Consider the following 21240-nt stretch of genomic DNA (forward strand, 5'->3'; position numbering starts at 1 on the left):
CCCGCACAAACTGCGGGCACCAGGAAATTATGAAGGTTTCAGATGACAAACAGATATAACGATTCTCGCTATTGCTTGCCTGAATCTGTTTTTTTGAGGAGATTTGGTGAACAGCGTGGCGTCACGGACACGAAGTAAACAGTAACGCCAGAAACCTGTTCGCTTCAGATTTCATGCGCCACTGTTCGGGGAAGATTAAACCAGACCGGCTTCTTTCAGCTCGCTTTTCATATAGGCATAATAGATAGGTGCCGCCACGACGCCGGGGATTCCAAACGCCGCTTCAAAGACCAGCATCGCCAGCAGAACCTCCCAGGATTTCGCCTTGATACGGCTGCCCACAATGCGCGCATTCAGGAAGTATTCCACTTTATGAATGATGATCAGATACGCCAGCACCAGCGCCCCGACCCATAACGAAAGCGAAAGACCGACGATGAAAATCAGCGTGTTAGAAATAAGATTACCGATCACCGGTAGCAGTCCGCACACGAACGTCACCACCACCAGCGTTTTCGCCAGCGGCAGATGAATGCCGAACAACGGTAAAATCCCGAACAGAAAAACACCTGACAGCACGGTGTTGATCAGCGAAATCTGGAACTGAGCGAATACCACATTGCGGAACGCTTCACCCAGCAAACGCATGCGCTGCAACAATTCCTTTTTCAGCGGCGCATGATGTTCGCCCTGATTGGGTTGCTGAAGTGAAATAATTGCGCCAAGGATCATCCCGATAATCATTGTCAGAAAAACATGCGCTGCATTCTTGCCGAAGGCCTGAATCATCACAATATGCTCGCGTAACCATTGCAGGAAACTGCGCTGTAACTCTTCGATATTGGCGGGCAGATAATGCAGCAACACCGGCGACAGACGGCTCTGCGCGTCGGTCAGCAACCGCGACACCATGGCATTAAAGGCCACCGGGTTTTTCATATCTTCCATCAGAAAATCTGCAATGCCTGCTATCGCCAGCGTCAGGAAACTGACGACCAGCGTGCCGATGACCGCAACCACCGCCCAGCGGGCGCGTTCACCGCTGATGATCTTCTGAAAGTAAGGTGTCAGGGCGTTGATGAGTTCAAACACTAAAAAACCGGCGATGAAACATGCCAGTAAATGGAGAGGAAGAATCAGCAACAGCCCGCCCATCACAATCAACACACTGAGCCAGCGAATTTGATTCGATCTCATAATCTGCATTACCTGTTTCCTTAAAATCTCTGTGTACCGGGCTGCGCCCTGCAATCGTCCTTATCATAGCACTGAACAATGCCCTGCCATTCGCCTCCGGCATAAACACTCAAGAAAATTTTGACAGTCACGCAGGGTTCTCTATGATCGTGCCTGATAACAGATAAAGAAATTCCTACATTCTGTGTGAGTCACTCTCGTGAAAAGCTCTGGTGAATAACAATGTCTGAATTAATCCGTGAAATGCTCGCCCTTCCTGAAGGTCACGATAAATTACTTCTGCACTCTTGCTGCGCGCCCTGTTCAGGTGAAGTGATGGAAGCCATTCAGGCATCGGGTATCGACTATACAATCTATTTCTACAACCCGAATATTCACCCGCAAAAAGAATATATGCTGCGTAAAGAAGAGAATATGCGTTTTGCCGAGCAACATGGCATTCCTTTTATTGATGCGGATTACGACACGGATAATTGGTTTGAGCGCGCAAAAGGCATGGAGAATGCTCCTGAGCGGGGCGAGCGTTGCACCATGTGTTTTGATATGCGTTTTGAACGCACGGCGCTTTATGCCTGGGAAAATGGTTTCAGTGCTATTACCAGCTGTCTGGGTATTTCACGCTGGAAAGATATGAAACAAATTACTGGCTGCGGCGAACGTGCGGCAGCGCCCTATCCGGGCATGGTGTACTGGGATTATAACTGGCGTAAAAAAGGCGGTTCGGCGCGAATGATTGACATCAGCAAGCGCGAGCGTTTTTATCAGCAGGAATACTGCGGGTGTGTTTACTCCTTACGTGACAGCAACTTGCACCGGAAGTCGCAGGGGCGCGGGCTTATCAAACTCGGCTTGAAATATTACGGCGACGAAGACGACGAATAACCGGCTTTCTTTTCCCGGCATCCCCTTCAAACCCGACCTGACTGTCGGGTTTATTATTCTGCTATTTCCCCCCTCACCTCTCAGATACACCAGATTAAAATCTGCGGTCAGTTATTTATATTGCCAGAATAATTACCGGCCTTGTTTAACCACTCCGCTTTGAGATATTTCGCTATTTATTTGCATCTTGCGTTCATTCATGACGCTTGTTACTTTCCGCTTCACGCATTTTTTATGCGAATTAGATCTATGTAATTACTCAGGGTTATTACCTGTGTACTCACCAGGCAGAGAACCATCAAAAATATAAAACAATCACAACATCATTGAGGGACACACCATGTGGGTTTTAATTGGTATTCCGATCGTCGTGCTGGGGTTCGCACTGCGGTTTAATCCATTATTAGTGGTCACGGTGGCCGGTATTTCTACCGGACTGGCGGGCGGTATGCATACCGTTGAGATCATCAGTGCTTTCGGCAAAGCCTTCACCGATAACCGTTATATGGGCCTGATCTGGCTGACGCTTCCGGTCATTGCCATTCTTGAGCGCAGTGGTCTCAAGGAACAGGCGCGGCATCTGATTTCCAAAGTCCATGCCGCCACCACCGGACGCGTTCTGATGTTGTATTTCTTCCTGCGCCAGATGACTGCCGCGCTGGGGCTCAACTCCCTGGGTGGCCACGCCCAGATGGTTCGCCCGCTGATTGCGCCCATGGCGGAAGCGGCTGCCACCACCAAATACGGCGACCTGCCCAATGATGTGCGCCAAAAAATTCGCGCTCATGCGGCGGCTACAGATAACGTTGCGGTGTTTTTCGGTGAGGATATTTTCATCGCCGTACAGTCCATTCTGCTGATCAAAGGTTTTCTCGAGCAGTACGGTATTAATGTCGAGCCATTGCATCTTTCCGTCTGGGCAATTCCGACGGCAATTGCCGCGCTGATTATCCATTTTATTCGTATGTGGTTGCTTGACCGCTCACTGGCTAAACGTTTTGACGTTCAACATGGGAGCGCAGCAAAATGATCACCTTACAAACTGTATATATCCTCGCAGGACTGATGTTCTGCGCTTACGCCTTCTTTAACCTGCTCGATAAAAGCAATTCACGTCGTTATGTGAACGCGCTGTTCTGGGGCGTTTACGGTATTACGTTCCTGTTTGGCGCAGAGTTACCGCATTTCGTCACCGGCTGCATGGCGATTTTACTGGCCGTCATTGCCGGTACCGGAAAACTCGGGAAAGGTAAAACCGATAACGATCAACCGCAAATGGTGGAAAAACGTGAGGCGGGTGCGAAGCGTTTTGGGAATAAATTATTTATTCCTGCCCTGCTCATCCCCATTGTGACACTGATTGGCACCCTGACACTCAAATACACGCCGCTGGTGGAAACCAAAAACGTCACGCTGATTTCGCTGGTGATCGGCACACTGGTGGCATTTATTGTCGCGCTGTTGCTGCTGCGCGATTCGCCGTTCAAAGCAATTAAAGCTGGCGGACAGACGATGGATACCGTCGGCTGGGCGGCTATTTTGCCACAGATGCTGGCCGCTCTGGGCGCACTGTTTGCGCTGGCAGGCGTCGGCGATGTGGTGTCGGAACTGGTGAAAAACATCATCCCGCTGGGGTCACCGCTGGCGATTGTTATCGCCTATACCTTCGGAATGGCGCTGTTCACCATGATTATGGGTAACGGCTTCGCTGCCTTCCCGGTCATGACCGCCGGTATCGGTTTGCCGCTCATCGTTAACCAACTCGGCGGAAATCCGGCCATCATGGGCGCGATCGGGATGTTATCGGGTTTTTGCGGAACGCTGATGACGCCAATGGCCGCCAATTTCAACATTGTTCCGGCGGCTTTGCTTGAATTGCAGGACAAAAATGGCGTGATCAAAGCGCAGTGGAAAACCGGCGTATTGCTGTTACTGGTCAACACCGCCTTTATGTATCTCTTTGTATTCCGTTTCTGATAAGGGAAAAGATGACAACGCAACCGACATTGAAACTGACACCGGAAATGGCGTCCCGTTTTGCTTCACTGGCGCTGAACCATTTAACGCGCGAGTATCCGAATAAAATTATGCACGCCATGAGCAGCGCGGCGGATGCACAGACCCCGCGCGAGCTGCATCCGATTTTTTACGGCAGCTACGACTGGCATTCTTGCGTTCATGGTTACTGGCTGTTATTGCGCCTGCTGGACCGTTTTCCTGACCTGCCGGAAGCTGAAAAAATCGTCAGCGTGGTCACGGCGCATTTCACCGCCGAAAATGTCGCGGCGGAGATGGCTTATCTGCAACAGCCACAGCATAACGGATTCGAACGGCCTTACGGCTGGGCATGGTTTCTGGCCCTGACACAGCAACTGCATGAAATGGCATTGCCGCAGGCCGCCGGATGGGCCAAAACGCTGGCACCGATGAGTCGCTTCTTCGAGAAAAGTTTTGCCGATTTTCTGCCGAAAGCCACCTATCCGCTGCGCGTCGGCAGCCATTTTAATACGGCCTTCGCTCTGGCACTGACGCTCGATTATGCGCGCAGTGTTAAGCACTCTGCACTGGCGTCGACCATTGAGGAAACGGCGTTGCGCTGGCATCTGGAGGATGTGCATTGTCAGGCGTGGGAGCCGGGTGGTGATGAATTCCTTTCACCTTCGCTGATGGAAGCTGAGCTGATGCGCCGCGTGTTGCCTGCGGAGGCCTTTGTGACCTGGTTCGGGCGTTTCCTGCCTGACCTGGCACACAGCCAGCCCGCAACGCTTTTCACCCCGGCGACAGTGACTGACCGTAATGATGGCAAAATCGGCCATCTCGACGGACTCAATCTCAGCCGCGCGTGGTGCCAGCGTTCTCTGGCGGGCGCGTTGCCTGCCGGTGATCCGCGTACTGCGCTGCTGCGCCAGACCGCCGAAGCGCATTTGCACAGCGCGCTGGATCATCTCGACAGTTCATACATGGGCGAACACTGGCTGGCGACTTTCGCACTGTTAGCACTCGAGGCCTGAGCCCTTTTTCCTCCGTGAAGCGCCGGATTGCTCGTGAACAGCTTTTGATCAGAAATAGTGTTTGATCAGGAATAGCTAGCGCACAATCCCGCGCGCTGAACGGAGGAAGAATTCATTGAAATGGCACAGGAGCGGATATTCAACGCTCAGACGCCCGATCTCCAGCCTTACTTTTTCGATCGCCGCCTGCTGGTGATACAGCAGGTCATACAGATAGCGGATCACCTCCCGCTCAGCGTGTTCTGCCTGCATGAATCTGCTGGCCAGTTCATTAATCCCCTGCGGCGACGCACGGTTGCCCCCCGCCAGAACATAAGGAGGGACATCCTGCACAACGCAGGATCCGGCCAGCAGACGGGCTCCCGTGCCAATAATGCAAAACTGATGGACCGCACACATCGCATCAATGTACGTTTCATTCCCAAGCTCTACATGCCCGGCCAGTCCGCTGTTCTCGCCCATAAAAATGCCATTCCCTACCTGACAGTCATGTCCGATATGCACACCGCGTCCCAGGTGATTGTCGTCGCCAATTCGGGTCATCCCTCCGCCCTGTGCGGTTCCCCGATGCAATGTGGCATGACACCCGATCCTGTTGCCGTTGCCTATTTCCAGCCCGGCAGGTTCTCCGGCATATTTCAGATCCTGACTGATTTCGCCAATCGATGAACCCATCCCAATCTGGTTATCTGACCCGATTTGCGTGTTCCCGTTGATGACCACATGCGAAGAAATTATTGTCCCTTCCCCGATTTTCACACCGGCGGAAATAATACAAAAAGGCCCAATCACTACCCGCGGGCCGATAATGACATCTGATTCGATGATACTGCTGGCCGCAATGGTGGCCGAAGATGAAATAAACACAAACGTCCTTCTGTCAGCCGGTAAGCCGCCAGTGGTGAATTAAACGTGTCAGGAGTAATCAGGAAAGGTCAGAATGAGCGGAAGGAAACGCACTCAGAAAGGCTTAAACGAAACTGTTTATATTTAAACGACATTTCACTATACCGTACAGGATAAGGCTTCAGGAGGTGAAAACAGGCCAACTATTTTTTATTTATTTTCTGAACCTTTTCTAAAAATCCCCCACGTTAAACATTTATGACATTCCATTAAGGCTTTCTTAAGCTTGAACCAATACTATGCTAACCATCCAACTAGACACGTTATGTTTGCTACGCATTACGTTTGCTTTTCTTACCCTTTTGGGAGTTGTCATTGCGCTATTTATTGCCAAAAATCAGCTATTTTAAGCTCACCTTGCTCTTAACGTTGTATTTTACCTTTGTCGTCAACCTGCCGATTTTGCTGCACTTTTATCGCATTCTCCATGCGTTACCTGCTTATAATCTGGCCTTTGCCCTGACGATCCCGGTAGTGCTGTTTGCTGCGCTGAACTTTGTCTTCACCCCGTTCAGCTTCCGCCCGTTGCTTAAGCCTTTCTTTATCATTGTGTTGCCGGTCAGCGCCCTCGCCAGTTTTGCGATGATGACCTTTCAGGTCGTTTTCGACCGCGGCATGATCGAAAACATTATTGAGACCCAATCGTCTGAAGCGACGTCGTACCTCAATCTCAAAGTGGTGCTGTGGTTTGTCTTTACCGGCATCCTGCCTGCGGTGCTGTTATTCCTGACACCGGTCAGTTATGAGAAAACCCGCCTGCGTCGCCTCGGCGTGCGTCTGGTGTCGATGGTGATCTCACTGCTGGTGGTGGCGTCGGTCGCCGGAGTTTTCTATAAAGATTACGCGTCAGTCGGGCGTAATAACCGCACACTCAATCTGGAAATCGTCCCGACCAATTATCTGTACAGCGCATTCCAGTACATGAATCACCGCTATTTCACACCGAAGATGCCTTTCCAGACGATAGGTGACGATGCAAAACTGGTGCAACAACCCGGTCAGAAACCGAATCTGGTCTTCCTGGTCGTGGGTGAAACCGCGCGGGCGCAAAACCAGTCGTGGAATGGTTATGACAAACCAACCAACCCATATACACAGGCCATTGCGGATGTGGTGAATTTCAGCAAAATGACGTCATGCGGTACCGCAACGGCAATTTCCGTGCCGTGCATGTTCTCGAATATGAAACGCACCAGCTACGACGCTAACCGCGCCCGTAACAGTGAAGGTTTGCTGGATATTTTGCATAAAGCCGGTGTGTCCGTTTTCTGGAAAGATAACGATGAAGGCTGTAAAGGTGTCTGTGACCGCGTGCCTAACGTGATCATCGATACTCAAAAAGACGGCAAATATTGTGATGGCGACACCTGCTACGACATGGCGCTGATGCAAAATATTGATAGTGATATTAAAAACGACGGCAAAAATACCCTGATCGCCCTTCATCTGATTGGCAGCCACGGGCCAACGTATTACAAACGTTATCCGCCGCAATTTCGCAAGTTCACGCCTGACTGTCCGCGAAGCGACATTGAAAACTGCACGCAGGAACAGCTGGTCAATACCTACGACAATACCCTGCTCTACACGGATTATCTGGTGTCGCAGGTGATTGAAAAGGCGAAACAGTATCAGGATAAATATAACGTGGCGGTGATTTACCTTTCCGACCACGGTGAATCACTGGGCGAAAACGGGTTGTATCTGCACGGCACACCTTACAGCGTCGCGCCTGCTCAGCAGACGCATGTTCCGATGTTGTTCTGGCTGTCCGAAGGTTATGCAAAAGCGCAGGGCATCGACATGCAATGCCTGAAAGCCAATGCGGCAGACAAAGATGTCTCACAGGATAATCTGTTCCACACTGTGCTCAGCGCGATGAATGTTCAGACGTCGGAGCATGATCCTCAGCTCGATATTCTTGCTGCCTGTAAAGCGTCTCACTGAATTGCTCTGAACTGAACTCATCAGAGGTTCTTAAACGGTTTGCTGCCGGATTTCACGGCAGCAAACCGCACTCCTCCAGAATACTTTTCGCCAGCGCGCTGACTGTCTGATCATACCGCTGCGTTTCATTATCGAGCATCATGTACAACGACGTTTGCCGGATCGTTCTTGCCGACAATATCAGGCGGCTGAGCAGGCCGTTTTCCAGCGCTTTATCCACACTTTCCAGCGGCAACCAGCCGTAACCGACGCCCACCGTGATCGCTTCCAGTGCCGCTCCGACGGTTGTGAATGTCCAGTGCGCCACCGTGCCAGCCGGATGCTTATCTTCCGGCGGCGCATGGCGGTCAGCAACGCTTATCAGCGGGAAACGTGCCAGATCCTGCGCAGTCAGCGGAGCAGGCAAAGACAGCAGCGGATGATCACTTTTCGCCACCGGCACAAAATCCACATCCAGCAGAAAGCGTCCGAGAATGGCGTTTTCCGGTGCCAGCGTAGTGATATATAAATCAGCCGATTGTTCGCTGAGTTGTTCCAGGCTTTCGCCGCGTAAAATCTCGGTCAGATGCACGCGGGTGTCCGGAAACTGCATCTGGAAGTGTTTCAGTGCGCGGAACAGCCTGTTTTTGGGAAACACGCTGTCGACCACCAGACTCAGTTCGGTGCGCACTCCCCCTTTCAGCCCGGCAGCCCGATGTTCAAGCTGTAAAAACGCTGAAATCAGCGGCGTTGCTTGTGCCAGTAAGGCGCGCCCCTGTTCAGTCAGCGTGGCCTTCCTGCCATTGATCTCCAGCAACGGTAAACCGATGCGTTCCTGTAGTCCGCTCAGCGCATAGCTGACAGAAGACTGACTGCGGTTGAGCACCGTCGCGGCCTGCGCGTAACTGCCTTGCTCTATCACCGTTTGTAACACCACCCATTGCTCAAGTGTGGTTCTTGGTAGCGCCATTTACCCTGTCCTTTCACCTGCATTCATATCGGAATAATAGATGGTTTTAATCTAAATTTAGCATTTTTTAATCAAATTTTTAGCGAGTAAACTTCTTCTCATCGAAACAAAACGTTTCATTCCAACACTGAGTTAAGGAGCATTACCATGAGCAACTTTGATAAACATGACCTGAGCGGTTTCGTTGGCAAACATGTGGTTTATACCTATGACAACGGCTGGAATTATGAAATCTACGTCAAAAACGCGCAGACTCTGGATTACCGTATTCACAGCGGCATTGTGGGCAACCGTTGGGTGAAAGATCAGCGGGCTTATATCGTTCGTGTGGCGTCAGACGTTTATAAAATTTCCTGGACTGAACCGACCGGGACTGACGTCAGTCTGATTGTTAATCTGGGCGATAACGTGTTCCACGGCACTATTTTCTTCCCGCGGTGGGTTATCAACAATCCGGAAAAAACCGTTTGCTTCCAGAACGATCATATTCCGCTGATGAATGCTTACCGCGATGCCGGTCCGGCATATCCGACAGAAATCATCGACGAATTCGCAACCATCACATTCGTGCGTGATTGTGGTGCGGATAACGATACGGTGATCGACTGCGCTGCGAGCGAACTGCCTGCGAACTTCCCTGACAATCTGCGTTAACTTCAGCAAATCCCGCAGAGTGATTTATCCCGATGAAAAAAAACGCAGCCCGGTCAGGCTGCGGTTTTTCATGGCTTGAAGATAAATAATTAAAGGATCAGCGCGACAGTGTCTTCAGCAATGACGCATTAAATTTCTCCGGTTCTTCCATCTGCGGGGCATGGCCGAGACCTTTGAATACAATCAGCTTCGCATGGGGGATCAGTTTCGCGACCTGTTTACCCAGCACATTGTAGTGACCAATTTTGGCTTTTACCGCTGGCGGCGCGATGTCGCTGCCAATCGCAGTGGTGTCGGCGGTGCCGATCATCAGCGTGGTCGGCACACGCAGATTCTTGAATTCGTAATAGACCGGCTGCGTGAAAATCATGTCGTAAATCAGCGCAGAGTTCCAGGCTACCAGTTTATGCCCCGGCCCGTTGTTCAGCCCAGCCAGCATATCCACCCAGCGGTCATATTCCGGCTTCCACTTATTCACGTAATAGGTTTTCAGTTCATACTGCTTAATGCTGTCGGCGGAAGTATTCAGCTCACGCGTATACCACTGATCGACCGTGCGGTACGGCACGCCTTTAGCTTTCCAGTCTTCCAGACCAATAGGATTTACCATCACCAGCTTTGAGACTTCCGGAGCAAACATCAGGCTGTAACGCGTCGCCAGCATGCCGCCGGTTGAATGCCCGACAATCACGGCTTTAGTTATTTTCAGGCTTTTCAACAATTCATGAGTATTGATCGCCAGTTGCTGAAAACTGTACTGATAATGTTGCGGTTTGGTCGATGAGCAAAATCCGACCTGATCGGGCGCAATCACTCTGTAGCCTTTGCCCGCCAGCGCTTTAATGGTGTCGCCCCACGTCGCCGCACAGAAGTTTTTCCCATGCATCAGCACCACGGTCTGTCCATTTTTTCGACCCACCGGCGATACATCGAGATAGCCCATTTGCAGTTGCGCACCCTGGGAATTAAAGGAGAAATGTTTCAGCGGGAAAGGATAGTCAAAGCCCTGTAATTGCGGCCCGTAGCTCGGCGCATCAGCGGCAAGCGCTGCACCTGATATGGATAATGAGAAAACAGCGGCAGAAAGAAGTATTTTAAGACGGGGAAGCATCGGATAGTCCTGGTGTCGGTAACTGACAGGCGGCATAAAGTCTTATGCTACAAACTTTATGCCGCCAGGAAAACCCGATAAAACTGAAACCGCACGAACTGAATTAGTCTTTAGATTCCAGGACACAGCGGTAAATCAGACCGCCCACGATGGCACCCACAATCGGCATCAGCCAGAACATCCACAGCTGATGGATAGCCCAGGTTCCCTGGAACAATGCTACCGCAGTGCTGCGCGCCGGGTTAACAGACGTGTTAGTCACCGGAATACTGATGAGGTGGATAAGGGTCAGTGCCAGACCAATGGCAATCGGCGCTAAACCTGCCGGTGCACGTTTGTCCGTCGCCCCATGGATAACAATCAGGAAGATAGCCGTCAGCACACCTTCACACACCATCGCAGCTGCAAGGCTGTAGCCACCCGGTGAATGTTCACCATAACCGTTGGATGCAAAACCACTCGCGGTCGCATCAAAACCAGCATGACCGCTGGCAATGACATACAACACCGCCGCAGCAGCAATCCCACCCAGTACCTGAGAAATAATATAAGGCACGACATCACTGGCCGGAATACGTCCGCCGGCAAATAATCCCAGCGTTACTGCCGGATTAAAATGGCCGCCGGAAATATGGCCGACAGCAAACGCCATCGTTAATACAGTCAGACCAAACGCTAATGCAACACCGGCAAAACCAATGCCCAGTTCGGGAAAGCCTGCTGCTAAAACTGCGCTACCACAACCACCCAAGACTAAAACGAAAGTACCGATAAACTCAGCCGATAATTTCCTAAACATACAAAACCCCTGCATTTATAAACCAAAAATTTCGCTTAATAGCGTAATAAGTTACCGTACAATACGCTAAACCGGGATAATACGCTTACAAAATTAGATAAATACAAAATTGAAAAAATCAGAATAGGGTTCAACAATGACCCATTAATGATTTGTTTCAAAAGACTGGCTTATCAATGGCGTGAAGTTAACCTTCTTATTCAGCTGTAACATGGGTTAACAGTATTATAGGTTATATTAACAATATGAAACTTCTTTCTCTGACTCTCACAGGTGGATATTTCTTTGGTCTCAAACTGGTTAAACCGACCTTATATCCGGATTTGCCTCTCACTGCTTGCGTTTCTGATGGTCGCGGCGGTCGGAATAGTGGCTATTTCGTGGCAAACTACGCAGGGATTACGGCGTGACGTCAGCGCCAGCCTGCAACAATCCGTAAGGCTGGTGGACATGACGCTGGATAATGCCGCAATCGCCTCAGGCGCCGTGGAAAATCTGATCGGCTCGCCTTGTGATCAGGCGACCATTCAGGCATTACGCTGGCAAGTCGCCAAAGTGCCCAACGTGAGAACCGTCAATTTATACCGGCAGCATACTGTTTATTGCGCCTCTTTATTCGGTGAGCGGGACGACACCATCTCGACCAGCAATTACACCGGCGGAAAACTGATGCTGATGAGTGGTAATGTGGTGACACCCGATCATCCACTGATTGCCTATCGCCATGACGTCAACGGCAGCGGCGTACTGGTCGGGGTCGATGGTTATTTTCTGCATAATATTCTGCAATTGCTCAGTACTCATGCGTATCTGATTCTACAGGTGGGCGACCGCTGGATGGACAGCCAGGGCAAAATTCATACTTCTGAAACCTGGCCAGATGGCGAAAAGATGTCGCTGAAATCCTCATTTTACCCTTATGAAATGCGGCTCGTTATCCGCAAAAGCGATCACTGGCGTTATATTTTCGATTACGCCACCGTCAGTCTGATCTTGTTCCCGCTGATCAGCATCTTCATTGCTTTCATGACATATGCGCTGCTTGGTCGTTTAGGCGGCCCTGTTTCTGCATTGAAAAACGCAATGGAGAAAAAACAATTCATTCCTTATTTGCAGCCGGTGGTGGATGGCACGAATCATGAAATCACCGGGGCCGAAGTCCTGATGCGCTGGCAGCACCCGCAACTGGGGCTGATCCCTCCTTATCAGTTTATTCCCCTGGCAGAAGAAAGCGGGCTGATTGTGCCGATGACGCGGCAGATGATGGCGCAGGTGCGCGATCAGTTCGGACCGCTGGCCGCTGAATTGCCAGCAAACTTCCATTTCGGGTTCAATATTTGTGCCAGCCACTTCAAAGACCTGACACTGATCGAAGACTGCAAAGCCTTTATTGACGCCTTCAGGGAAAACCCGATCCATCTGGTGCTGGAGCTGACGGAACGCGAGCTCATCGAGCCCTCAGAAATCACCCACAGCCTGTTCAAAGCGCTGCGCCGGATGGGGGTGCTGATTGCCATGGATGACTTTGGTACCGGCCACTCCAGCCTGGCTTACCTGCAAAAATTCCACATCGACATTTTGAAAATCGACCAGAGTTTCATTGGCCGCATCGGCACAGATGCGCTGGCCGGGCATATCGTCGATAACGTTATTGATCTGGCCAAACGCCTGCAAATGGTCATCGTGGCAGAAGGTATCGAAACACAGAAACAGGTCGATTATCTCGCCCCCTACCGTCTCGAATACCTGCAAGGCTACTTTTTCGGAAAGCCTGTTGCTCCATCAGAATTTATCGAAAAGTGGATCCGGCACTAACCCTTCCCTGCGCCCGCCGTGCTTCTCAACGTTGCGGGCGCATTACGCGCTCAGTGACTAGAATAATAACGTGAGCTACGTCTGATTAGACGTGTGTGCGTTTTGCTTAAAATCTCATGATGTGTAACATCCACTCAGAATTATCCCTATACGCGGCTAACTTGTTGAAGTTACTTGTATTGGTGTAGTCTGAGGCAAAACCCTGCTGATAAATTGAATGATCACTTTGCGAGCAAGATGATGATTAAGTGGCCGTGGAAAGCGAATGAACTGAAAATTGAGAAATCAGAAGCGTGGAATGACGCCCTGAATATCCCGCTGTTATCCTCCCTGAACGAGCAAGAGCAACAGCGTCTGGTTCAGATAGCCAGCCAGCTTTTGCAGCAGAAACGACTGGTTCCGTTGCAGGGTATCGTGCTCACTGAACAAATGCAGGCACGCATTGCTTTGCTTTTTGCGCTGCCGGTGATGGAACTCGGTGCATCGTGGCTCGATGGTTTTCATGAAATTTTGCTCTACCCTTCGCCTTTCGTTGTCGATGCGCCGTGGCAGGATGAAAACGGACTGGTTCATGCCGGTTCGCAAATTCACGCCGGTCAGAGCTGGGATCAGGGGCCGATCGTGCTGAACTGGCAGGATATCGAAGACTCGTTTGATAACTCCGGTTTTAACCTGATCATCCACGAAGCCGCGCATAAACTTGATATGCGTAACGGCGGCGAAGTGAGCGGTATTCCGCCGATTCCGCTGCGTGAAGTGGTGGCCTGGGAGCATGATTTACAGGCGGCGATGCAGAATTTGCAGGATGAAATTGATACTGTTGGCGAAGAAGCAGCCAGTATGGATGCTTACGCAGCAACCGATCCGGCGGAGTGTTTTGCCGTACTGTCTGAATATTTCTTTAGTGCACCAGAACTGCTTTCAGAACGTTTTCCGCTGGTATACGGCCATTTTACCCGTTTTTATCAGCAGGACCCGCTGGCAAGGCAACTTCGTGGACACCGTTGTGATTGTTAGAAAACGAGATTAAACCCATTTCTCTGGCAGAAAAGCGATTGTTTGTGGCTGTGTTGATTAGTTGCTGACCAGTCAGACGCATTTAAAGAATTTGCCGTTGACACTCCACAGCCCTCTGGATATCATGCGCCCCGTTCACACGATTCCTCTGTAGTTCAGTCGGTAGAACGGCGGACTGTTAATCCGTATGTCACTGGTTCGAGTCCAGTCAGAGGAGCCAAATTCTTGTTTTCATGCCGCTTTGCGAATCCTTATGTGATTCCGATTCAATGAGTTGGCGTGAAAAGTCTTCCCGATGCATTTTCAGTTTTCCCTCCGCATCGGGAGAATTTGGTGGTCAGATTTGGGGTCAAGTTGGTTCGATGACGGAGTGACCCGCAAATGTCTCTTAACGACTCAAAAATCCGCAACTTAAAATCATCTGCAAAACCCTTCAAAGTTTCCGATTCACACGGCCTGTACCCCTTAGTAAATCCCGGCGGTTCGCGTCTTTGGTATCTAAAACGGTAAAGAATCTCTCCTTGGCTTAGGCGCCTACCCCGACGTATCTTTGGCTGATGCTCGTCGACAGCGTGATGGTATCCGTAAATTTCTGGCGCAGAATATCAACCCCGCATACCATCGGGCGACTGACCCGATCCCAGTCAGAGAGCCAAATTTAGAAAAACCCGCTAAGTAAATTTTAGCGGGCTTCGTGATATTATCTCCCTCCTTTACGGCAATTTCTCTTACCGGGAAAGCACAGATATTGGATAAAAAAGTCAGTCAGGCTTAACTGACCGGCATTGCGCCCCGGCGTATTTTTTGTCAGGACTTCTGTATCAGGAAACAACTGACCCGGTGATTAGCGTATATTTCTCCCAAAGTTTTTCTTTGCTTTCGGCAAGTTCGGGTAACAGCGGAATACATTCCACCGGACACACTTGCTGACATTGTGGTTCATCATAATGACCCACACATTCCGTGCAAAGGTTCGGGTTAATCACATAAAATTCATCACCTGCGGAAATCGCGCTGTTAGGACACGCCGGACGGCAAATATCACAGTAGATACACTCTTCAGTAATAGTAAGTGACATCGCGCAACCTTATGATTTCCAGTGTGGGTTGAAAGGAAGCTGTACATTTTCCGGTGCTGCCGTGCGCGCGACGTTAAGTTCCTGGGCAAGTAGCCCGAAATAACTGTCCAGCGCGGTCAGCTCAACCACGCCTGACTCTCCAAAACGCGCTTTGAATGCGTCATAGGTGGCATCCTGCACCATATGAGTTTTATGAAGTTCGGTGACAAACTGATAGGTAATGGCTTCATCGTGGGTCATATGCGGAGGTCTGCGCTGTGCCGCCAGGGCATCGGCGGTTTCACGGGTCACCCCTGAGCGTAAGGCAATTGGCTCATGAATATACCACTCGTAGGGCGATTGCATTTCGCGTCCGGCAATCAGAATGGCGAACTCACGGATGCGTTTAGGCAATTCGGAAGTGAAACGCACGTGCTCACCCAGCATCTGAACACGCGTCAGTAATTCCGGGCTTCTCAGTAACACCGAAAACGGCCCGAAAATACAACCGCGCGGTCCGGCACTGATTTTTTTAATCGCTGCAAGCTGCTCCGGACTGGCCTTCTGCGGATCCATATCTGGCAATCTGTCCAGGCTCAGGTCGCTGTCAGAAAACTTGACTTCATCACACTGTGCGGGCCATTTCAGCGGGTCGCTGATTTTCTTTGCCTGTGCAGCATGCGCTGCACCGTTTGCCAGTAAAAATGCCATCGCCACTGCTGTTTTTTTAAACGTATTCATTTCTGACTTCTCTGTTTATTGTAGATATTGGCCTCAACTCTGAAGCCCATTTTTCTGAACCCGCCACCCGGCGGCGTCCAATGTTCTTTAGGGAACCTCGTGGAAAGCATCAAGCTCATAACACAACGCATAAATACCGAAGAGCAACTTGTGATGGCTCAGTTCTATCCCCTGTTTACGCGCCGACTCACACTGAGCAAAAAGACATATATCCGCCATCACAGGAGAAGCACCACAGCAAAACGGGTGGTGTACGGCTCTCTGCGACAAGGTTTCTTCTGCCACTTGCAGGGATTCGTCCAGCCAATGCAGCTTCCACTGACTGATATCGGTATCGGCCATGCCAGACGCACGCAGTCTGTCTGCCACACGACGGGTGATCAGCGGGTGATAATCAGCCGCGAACAGAGAGGCAAAACTCCGGCAGGTGGCCCGCTCCAGCGGATCGCGAGGCAGTATGTCGTGCCCGGCATGGATATCGTTCAGGTATTCGATAATGGCCAGTGACTGCGTCAATATCTGACCGTTATGCATTAACAACGGCAGCTTTCTTTGTGCATTGAGTTCGCGGTAAGAGGAGGTAAGATGCTCCCCCTGTTGTAAATCGACCTCAACATATTGATAGCTAATGTCTTTTAAACGTAATGCAATGCGTACCCTGTTCGTCGCAGACGACGTGCGGCAACCATAGAGCCTGATCATAAGCTGTCATCCGCCGTCTTCAGTGAACCACGCTTCATCACACCCACGAGCCATTTGAAGAAGCCTGGTGCCTGCAGGAGGATCATAAAACCAAACGCGGCCTGATAGGCTATTTGCGGATAATGACCTGCGGCATCCATTGGCCAGAATCCAATGATCACCCCGAACAACGTTTGCGTGAGAAAGGCACCGAACAAGATAAGCAGATTGAGACAGGTTGCCGCGCGGCCGGTCATTGCCGGTGACACATTTTGCGCGACGATGGTGTATTCAAGACCAGCGATGGTGCCGATGAGTGTGAAACCTATCGACAATGCGGGAAGCAAAGGCACGATATTTAATGCACAGAGCACCTGCACGGCCAAAAACAGCGCAATACCGATCCCCCCCACGTCCAGCGGTTTAATGTTAAATTTTCCGGCCCATTGCGTTACCGCTCCCACGGACAACGACCCCACCACGACCGCGCCCATGCCAATGAAAAGATAAACGGAGGTTTCCGCGATGCTGTACTGCCCGACATCCTGCAACCATTTCCCCATCCACAGTCCCTGCAAACCAAAAGCGACAGTGTGCGGGAGCAGCAACAGGCTGATCACTTTGCGAAACGCCCGGTCTTTATATACCTCAAGCAATGAGGCGAGGCTCGGCCACTTCACCATTTTGTGTTCAACAGGATCTTTCGGTACCCACAAGGCGATGGCCAACATCACCATCAGCGTGATGCCTGCCATGACAAAAAACAGCGTCCGCCAGGAGATAAATCCTACCAGCCAGGCAACCGGCAAGGTTGACAACATCGCGCCCAGTCCGCCTGCCGCCAGGAGATACCCATGAATCGAGGGTAATTTGCGTACCGGCACCCAAAATGACAGCACTTTAATTGAGCCCATAAAACATGCCGCCAACCCCAGCCCGATGAGTATTCTCGCCAGCAATAAGGTGGTGAAGCTGTGCCCGATACCAAACAGCACCGCCCCTGCCACCGCCACGCCAAGCAGAGTAAGCTGCACACGTTTCGGACCATAACGATCAAGCGCCAGCCCGACCGGCAACTGCGCCAGAGAAAATGAGAAGAAATACGCACTGGATAAAATGCCGAGCTGCCCGGCCGACAGCGACATTGCCGAAATCAGAAAGGGTGCTAATACCGCATTAATATTCCTGAACAGAAATGACGTGCAATGCCCGAAAGCAAACGGCAAGAAGATGTGCGTCATTACTTTTGATGCGCTCAGCGACGGAGACGAAGATATTTCAGCCATGATGATACCTTTAATAATTAAGTAATTTATTTCGAATGAGGCGAGTAGGTTTTATCTCCATCGTTTCGTAATAATGTTCCCTGCTTTGCCATACCCGGCAAATTCTGGATCACATACAAAACCAGATTTTCATCCTCCTGATTAATAAACTGATGCTCACTCCATGCCGGCACATATATAACGTCACCGTTGGTCAACGGCGTCGGGGATTTATTATCCAGCACCAGTTCCCCCTTTCCGGATATCACCACGTACAGATGCCAGAAAGAGTGAGAGTGTGGCGTAGTGCGGTCGCCGGCAGGAATAACCTGAACGGTGACAGACAGATCATGCAAGGTTTCTCCCTGCTTCTCGCGATGGGGATTTTCAAGAAACAGTGCACCACGGGCGGTGAATTTTTCAGTTTGCAGAGCCTGTAAAATAGATGACTGCTTCCAGATGACGCTCTCTTCGCGAGGCCGCTGGTTATCCACCAGATAGCGACTGAATGAACGCAAGTTTCCCGGCTGTAAGACGTACTGTTCAGTCATGCTGATGCCTCCACCGGTGTCGTGAGCGGATATTCCTGACGGACGAGGCGGCGCAGGCAACTCTTCACGCTGATATTCGCATCCTCAAACTGTCGCGAGGGCAAATGTGGGCGAGGCAAGGCGTGGGTATAGTAATGTGGACCTTCGACGGGGAAACCGATCGCCCAAAGATTTTCGTCGGCCACTCCGCTGGCATTAATCGGATGCAGCTCGCTATCTACCGCCATACCCCCCGGATGATAATCGCCATTCATATAAGGCGTCATGAGTCCGTTCCTGAGCAGATTACGAGTAAGCTCGCTGCCATCCGTCAGAGGGGAATATGCGTCGAGTCTGGCGATAATAATGGCGTCTACCTGGCTCTGGTAATTTTGCCGGGTAAACTGGCCGCGCAGGACGAAGCGGGACTGGCTTTCATCGCAAACAATCCCGGTCGCCGGACCGCCACCCAGTGTGACGACACCGGCCGCAAACAAGGCGAGTAGCTCCTGGTTTCTGCGCAGCGGAGGACCGAAAGAGATGCGATTAATAATCGGATTAAAGGATTCGATAAAGTAACGGTGTGATTCTGGTGTCAGCCCGTTCCATTCAACCGCCCGGCGCAAGGCTTCCCGCACATCGCGCAATACATCGGTCGCCGCCTTTAACGGGCTGTTCATATTGCCTGATTTAGCCTGTTGCAGGTCATGATTAACCATCTTAAGGAAGAATTCGCACCAGGACGGGTAGTCATCAAAGGTCCTGTTGCGCAGCGGCCAGAGCACCTGCTCAATCTGCGCAACAACATGTTCGTCGGCGCTAAATGTGTCCGGATCCAGCCGCGTCTGCGTCAGCGCGCACTGCCAGGCATAAGCCATTTCTTTAATTAAGAGCGGCAATATCTGCGATTGGAAATCGATCTGTTTTGAATTCCGTTCGGCAATATTGCTGGCAGCGATCGCCTCTACAATCGCAGGCGTCAGAAATTGCCCGGTATGACGACCGGTTAACCCCTTCTGATTAATACCCCTACCCGCAAAGGGCAGACACTGGCGTGAGGACAGCACTATTTCCGGCTCCCTTCCCGAGGCGATATATTCAAGCCCGTCACCGGATTTGATATAGCGTCCCCCGCGCCCGAGGGTCAGCGCCGAAATCGCGTCATGCGCCGTCAGGCCGAATCCCTGAATAAGCACCCGGCATTTTGCCGAAAGCGTATCAAGCCGCTTAACCGGATAGGGAGAAGCGTGATAAGCCAGCAGCGGATTGCGATCACGATGACGCTCGCAAAATGCTGAAAAATGGCTATCGCTGTGCGTGGGTTTACGGTATCCGTGCCCGGTGGTCAGGAAAACAAAATCACAGGCAATACTTTTTCCGTCTTGCAGAGTGACTGTAAAACGTTCGTCTTTGGTCAGGTTCACGGCAAACTGACGATATTCGGTAATCGTGATATTTTCCGGTAAAAGCTTAAGCAAACGCTGATAGTAATCCGCGAGATATTCACCCAGCAGCGATCGGGGCAAATACTCCATATCCGTCAGCTCTGCCCCGACGCCATTTTGCGTAAAGGTATCGTTATCACGCCGGTAACCCGCCGTTTTTGCCCACTGAATAAACGATTCGCCTCCGGCTTTCAATGCCTGGCTGTTACCTGCAAACAAGGTGATTTGCGAGGAGACCGTATTCACCAATAAATGCTCAGGTTGTTCTGCCGAATGGCTCCCCTGTCCCGGATTTCCCGGATTAATAATATGCAGGTGAATAGGATCCTGAATATCATCGTTAATGACATTTTCAATAATACGGTCAAGGACATTCAGGCCACGAGGACCAAAACCAATAATAGCGAGATGATTAACGCGCACGGATCTCTCCTTCTGGCGGAAGGTGGAGTTGTACAATATTTTCTTCGCCCTTAAAGCGCGGGAATAACGTTCGCACCTGCGGATCATGACCGGGAATAATGCAGGTAAGGTCGGATACAAGCTGCTTCATGGTATTATGCGCCGCCAGCATGTCGGGAATATCCATCACGATTGGAAACGGTGTTGAGGCATCGACATGGTGCCAGTAATGCGCAGAATCGCTGGCCAGGACAATTTTGCCACGCGCTGTATTTACCGTGACAATTTGCAACCCTGCGGTGTGCCCCCCCACAAGCTGCGTATTAATACCCGGTAAAATTTCCTCATGCCTGCCGACATAGCGCACTTTACCTTCATGCAGACGATAAACCGCATTGGCAATATTCTCGGGATCATAAGGCGCTCTCACATAGCGGTGCAGCATGTGTCTGCCGGTGCAGTAATGCAGCTCTTTTTCCTGCATATACAGCGTGGCATTGGGAAAGGCCTTCAGATTGCCGATATGGTCATAATGCATATGCGTGACAATAACTTTTTCAATGCGGTTTGCGTCAACATCCAGCTTTTGCAACAGCGATTCTGGCGAACCGTAATAATGTCGATTACGTTTCACGGCCAGCTCGCGATTAAATCCGGTATCCACCATCAGTAAGGTATTTTCATGGCGAATTAACCAGCAATAAAAATCCAGCGGCATATCACTGTTATCGTGTTCATCGTGCGAAATAAAGTTTTCATTACGCGACCGGTTTTTATGCTCTGCGTAGCGCAGCGCATAGACTTCATATTCAGGTATCATTTTTAATTCC

The 21240-nt window shown here is 50.8% G+C and carries 20 protein-coding genes, 1 tRNA gene and 1 pseudogene; 10 read left to right on the forward strand and 12 right to left on the reverse strand.

What is annotated here, in order from left to right; translation table 11 throughout:
- Nucleotides 1-195 precede the first annotated feature (195 nt).
- Nucleotides 196-1206: an AI-2E family transporter gene (locus D5398_RS13780; RefSeq protein ID WP_120508149.1), complete on the reverse strand. Its 1011-nt coding sequence runs from the start codon at nt 1204-1206 to the stop codon at nt 196-198.
- Between the two features lie 213 nt (nt 1207-1419).
- Here D5398_RS13780 and D5398_RS13785 point away from each other — a divergent pair, with 213 nt between their 5' ends.
- The 4 genes from D5398_RS13785 (at nt 1420) to D5398_RS13800 (ending at nt 5090) form a co-directional block, all read left to right on the forward strand.
- On the forward strand, nt 1420-2079 hold the full coding sequence (locus tag D5398_RS13785) for an epoxyqueuosine reductase QueH (RefSeq protein ID WP_120508150.1): 660 nt from the start codon (nt 1420-1422) through the stop codon (nt 2077-2079).
- Nucleotides 2080-2419: 340 nt separating this feature from the next.
- Nucleotides 2420-3109 (forward strand): DUF969 domain-containing protein, encoded by a 690-nt coding sequence (locus D5398_RS13790; protein ID WP_120508151.1) that lies wholly within the window; start codon nt 2420-2422, stop codon nt 3107-3109.
- Entirely contained in the window at nt 3106-4056 is a 951-nt protein-coding gene (locus D5398_RS13795; protein ID WP_120508152.1) for a DUF979 domain-containing protein, read from the forward strand. The genes D5398_RS13790 and D5398_RS13795 overlap by 4 nt, the downstream gene beginning before the upstream one ends.
- Before the next feature lie 11 nt (nt 4057-4067).
- A complete protein-coding gene (locus tag D5398_RS13800; RefSeq protein ID WP_120508153.1) occupies nt 4068-5090 on the forward strand; it encodes a DUF2891 domain-containing protein in 1023 nt (340 codons plus the stop codon).
- A gap of 75 nt (nt 5091-5165) precedes the next feature.
- On the opposite strand, the gene lpxA is transcribed toward D5398_RS13800, so the two are convergent.
- Nucleotides 5166-5957, reverse strand: coding sequence for an acyl-ACP--UDP-N-acetylglucosamine O-acyltransferase (gene lpxA / locus D5398_RS13805; protein ID WP_120508154.1), 792 nt, complete (start codon nt 5955-5957; stop codon nt 5166-5168).
- 354 nt (nt 5958-6311) lie between these two features.
- Here lpxA and D5398_RS13810 point away from each other — a divergent pair, with 354 nt between their 5' ends.
- Nucleotides 6312-7943: a phosphoethanolamine transferase gene (locus D5398_RS13810; protein WP_120508155.1), complete on the forward strand. Its 1632-nt coding sequence runs from the start codon at nt 6312-6314 to the stop codon at nt 7941-7943.
- A 52-nt stretch (nt 7944-7995) separates the two neighbouring features.
- Here the strand turns inward: D5398_RS13810 and D5398_RS13815 are convergent, their stop codons facing one another.
- A complete protein-coding gene (locus tag D5398_RS13815; protein ID WP_120508156.1) occupies nt 7996-8892 on the reverse strand; it encodes a LysR family transcriptional regulator in 897 nt (298 codons plus the stop codon).
- A gap of 147 nt (nt 8893-9039) precedes the next feature.
- Here D5398_RS13815 and D5398_RS13820 point away from each other — a divergent pair, with 147 nt between their 5' ends.
- Nucleotides 9040-9546, forward strand: a complete 507-nt coding sequence (locus D5398_RS13820) for a phenolic acid decarboxylase (RefSeq protein WP_120508157.1) — start codon at nt 9040-9042, stop codon at nt 9544-9546.
- Between the two features lie 97 nt (nt 9547-9643).
- Here D5398_RS13820 and D5398_RS13825 read toward each other — a convergent pair whose 3' ends face one another.
- Both D5398_RS13825 and aqpZ read right to left on the reverse strand, forming a co-directional pair.
- Nucleotides 9644-10657: an alpha/beta fold hydrolase gene (locus D5398_RS13825; RefSeq protein ID WP_120508158.1), complete on the reverse strand. Its 1014-nt coding sequence runs from the start codon at nt 10655-10657 to the stop codon at nt 9644-9646.
- A 103-nt stretch (nt 10658-10760) separates the two neighbouring features.
- A complete protein-coding gene (gene aqpZ, locus D5398_RS13830; protein WP_120508159.1) occupies nt 10761-11456 on the reverse strand; it encodes an aquaporin Z in 696 nt (231 codons plus the stop codon).
- A gap of 369 nt (nt 11457-11825) precedes the next feature.
- On the opposite strand from aqpZ, the gene D5398_RS13835 reads away from it, so the two are divergent.
- The 4 genes and pseudogenes from D5398_RS13835 to D5398_RS13850 form a co-directional block, all read left to right on the forward strand.
- Nucleotides 11826-13271, forward strand: coding sequence for an EAL domain-containing protein (locus D5398_RS13835; protein WP_244216764.1), 1446 nt, complete (start codon nt 11826-11828; stop codon nt 13269-13271).
- 240 nt (nt 13272-13511) lie between these two features.
- The gene (mtfA, locus tag D5398_RS13840; RefSeq protein WP_120508160.1) at nt 13512-14288 is read left to right on the forward strand and encodes a DgsA anti-repressor MtfA; all 777 of its coding nucleotides are present in this window, start codon (nt 13512-13514) and stop codon (nt 14286-14288) included.
- 144 nt (nt 14289-14432) lie between these two features.
- Nucleotides 14433-14508: transfer RNA gene (locus D5398_RS13845), tRNA-Asn, on the forward strand.
- 161 nt (nt 14509-14669) lie between these two features.
- Nucleotides 14670-14922 (forward strand): annotated as a pseudogene (locus tag D5398_RS13850) (Arm DNA-binding domain-containing protein); the annotation flags it as partial.
- Nucleotides 14923-15109: 187 nt separating this feature from the next.
- Here the strand turns inward: D5398_RS13850 and D5398_RS13855 are convergent.
- From D5398_RS13855 to D5398_RS13885, 7 genes are all read right to left on the reverse strand, one after another.
- Complete coding sequence (locus tag D5398_RS13855; RefSeq protein ID WP_120508161.1) at nt 15110-15367, reverse strand: YfhL family 4Fe-4S dicluster ferredoxin; 258 nt, start codon at nt 15365-15367, stop codon at nt 15110-15112.
- Between the two features lie 9 nt (nt 15368-15376).
- Nucleotides 15377-16087 carry a carboxymuconolactone decarboxylase family protein gene (locus tag D5398_RS13860; RefSeq protein WP_208645952.1) on the reverse strand — a complete coding sequence of 237 codons (711 nt, stop codon included), beginning with the start codon at nt 16085-16087 and terminating at the stop codon, nt 15377-15379.
- Between the two features lie 87 nt (nt 16088-16174).
- A complete protein-coding gene (gene maiA, locus D5398_RS13865; protein ID WP_120508162.1) occupies nt 16175-16789 on the reverse strand; it encodes a maleylacetoacetate isomerase in 615 nt (204 codons plus the stop codon).
- Complete coding sequence (locus D5398_RS13870; protein ID WP_120508163.1) at nt 16786-18054, reverse strand: MFS transporter; 1269 nt, start codon at nt 18052-18054, stop codon at nt 16786-16788. Before D5398_RS13870 ends, maiA begins: the two co-directional genes overlap by 4 nt.
- A gap of 26 nt (nt 18055-18080) precedes the next feature.
- A complete protein-coding gene (locus tag D5398_RS13875) occupies nt 18081-18584 on the reverse strand; it encodes a cupin domain-containing protein (protein ID WP_120508164.1) in 504 nt (167 codons plus the stop codon).
- Nucleotides 18581-20431 carry an FAD/NAD(P)-binding protein gene (locus tag D5398_RS13880; RefSeq protein ID WP_120508165.1) on the reverse strand — a complete coding sequence of 617 codons (1851 nt, stop codon included), beginning with the start codon at nt 20429-20431 and terminating at the stop codon, nt 18581-18583. Before D5398_RS13880 ends, D5398_RS13875 begins: the two co-directional genes overlap by 4 nt.
- Nucleotides 20421-21230, reverse strand: a complete 810-nt coding sequence (locus D5398_RS13885; protein WP_120508166.1) for an N-acyl homoserine lactonase family protein — start codon at nt 21228-21230, stop codon at nt 20421-20423. Before D5398_RS13885 ends, D5398_RS13880 begins: the two co-directional genes overlap by 11 nt.
- Nucleotides 21231-21240 lie beyond the last annotated feature (10 nt).

The sequence above is a fragment of the Rahnella bruchi genome, assembly GCF_003614975.1.
GTDB classification, from domain to species: Bacteria; Pseudomonadota; Gammaproteobacteria; order Enterobacterales; family Enterobacteriaceae; genus Rahnella; species Rahnella bruchi.

Bases quoted from the DNA above. Each gene is read 5' to 3' on its own strand.
- D5398_RS13815 (WP_120508156.1), bottom strand. From the start codon at position 8,892: ATGGCGCTACCAAGAACCACACTTGAGCAATGGGTGGTGTTACAAACG.
- D5398_RS13820 (WP_120508157.1), top strand. From the start codon at position 9,040: ATGAGCAACTTTGATAAACATGACCTGAGCGGTTTCGTTGGCAAACAT.
- D5398_RS13855 (WP_120508161.1), bottom strand. From the start codon at position 15,367: ATGTCACTTACTATTACTGAAGAGTGTATCTACTGTGATATTTGCCGT.
- D5398_RS13785 (WP_120508150.1), top strand. From the start codon at position 1,420: ATGTCTGAATTAATCCGTGAAATGCTCGCCCTTCCTGAAGGTCACGAT.
- D5398_RS13780 (WP_120508149.1), bottom strand. From the start codon at position 1,206: ATGCAGATTATGAGATCGAATCAAATTCGCTGGCTCAGTGTGTTGATT.
- maiA (WP_120508162.1), bottom strand. From the start codon at position 16,789: ATGATCAGGCTCTATGGTTGCCGCACGTCGTCTGCGACGAACAGGGTA.
- D5398_RS13795 (WP_120508152.1), top strand. From the start codon at position 3,106: ATGATCACCTTACAAACTGTATATATCCTCGCAGGACTGATGTTCTGC.
- D5398_RS13825 (WP_120508158.1), bottom strand. From the start codon at position 10,657: ATGCTTCCCCGTCTTAAAATACTTCTTTCTGCCGCTGTTTTCTCATTA.
- D5398_RS13790 (WP_120508151.1), top strand. From the start codon at position 2,420: ATGTGGGTTTTAATTGGTATTCCGATCGTCGTGCTGGGGTTCGCACTG.
- D5398_RS13860 (WP_208645952.1), bottom strand. From the start codon at position 16,087: ATGAATACGTTTAAAAAAACAGCAGTGGCGATGGCATTTTTACTGGCA.
- D5398_RS13875 (WP_120508164.1), bottom strand. From the start codon at position 18,584: ATGACTGAACAGTACGTCTTACAGCCGGGAAACTTGCGTTCATTCAGT.
- D5398_RS13800 (WP_120508153.1), top strand. From the start codon at position 4,068: ATGACAACGCAACCGACATTGAAACTGACACCGGAAATGGCGTCCCGT.
- mtfA (WP_120508160.1), top strand. From the start codon at position 13,512: ATGATTAAGTGGCCGTGGAAAGCGAATGAACTGAAAATTGAGAAATCA.
- aqpZ (WP_120508159.1), bottom strand. From the start codon at position 11,456: ATGTTTAGGAAATTATCGGCTGAGTTTATCGGTACTTTCGTTTTAGTC.
- D5398_RS13885 (WP_120508166.1), bottom strand. From the start codon at position 21,230: ATGATACCTGAATATGAAGTCTATGCGCTGCGCTACGCAGAGCATAAA.
- D5398_RS13870 (WP_120508163.1), bottom strand. From the start codon at position 18,054: ATGGCTGAAATATCTTCGTCTCCGTCGCTGAGCGCATCAAAAGTAATG.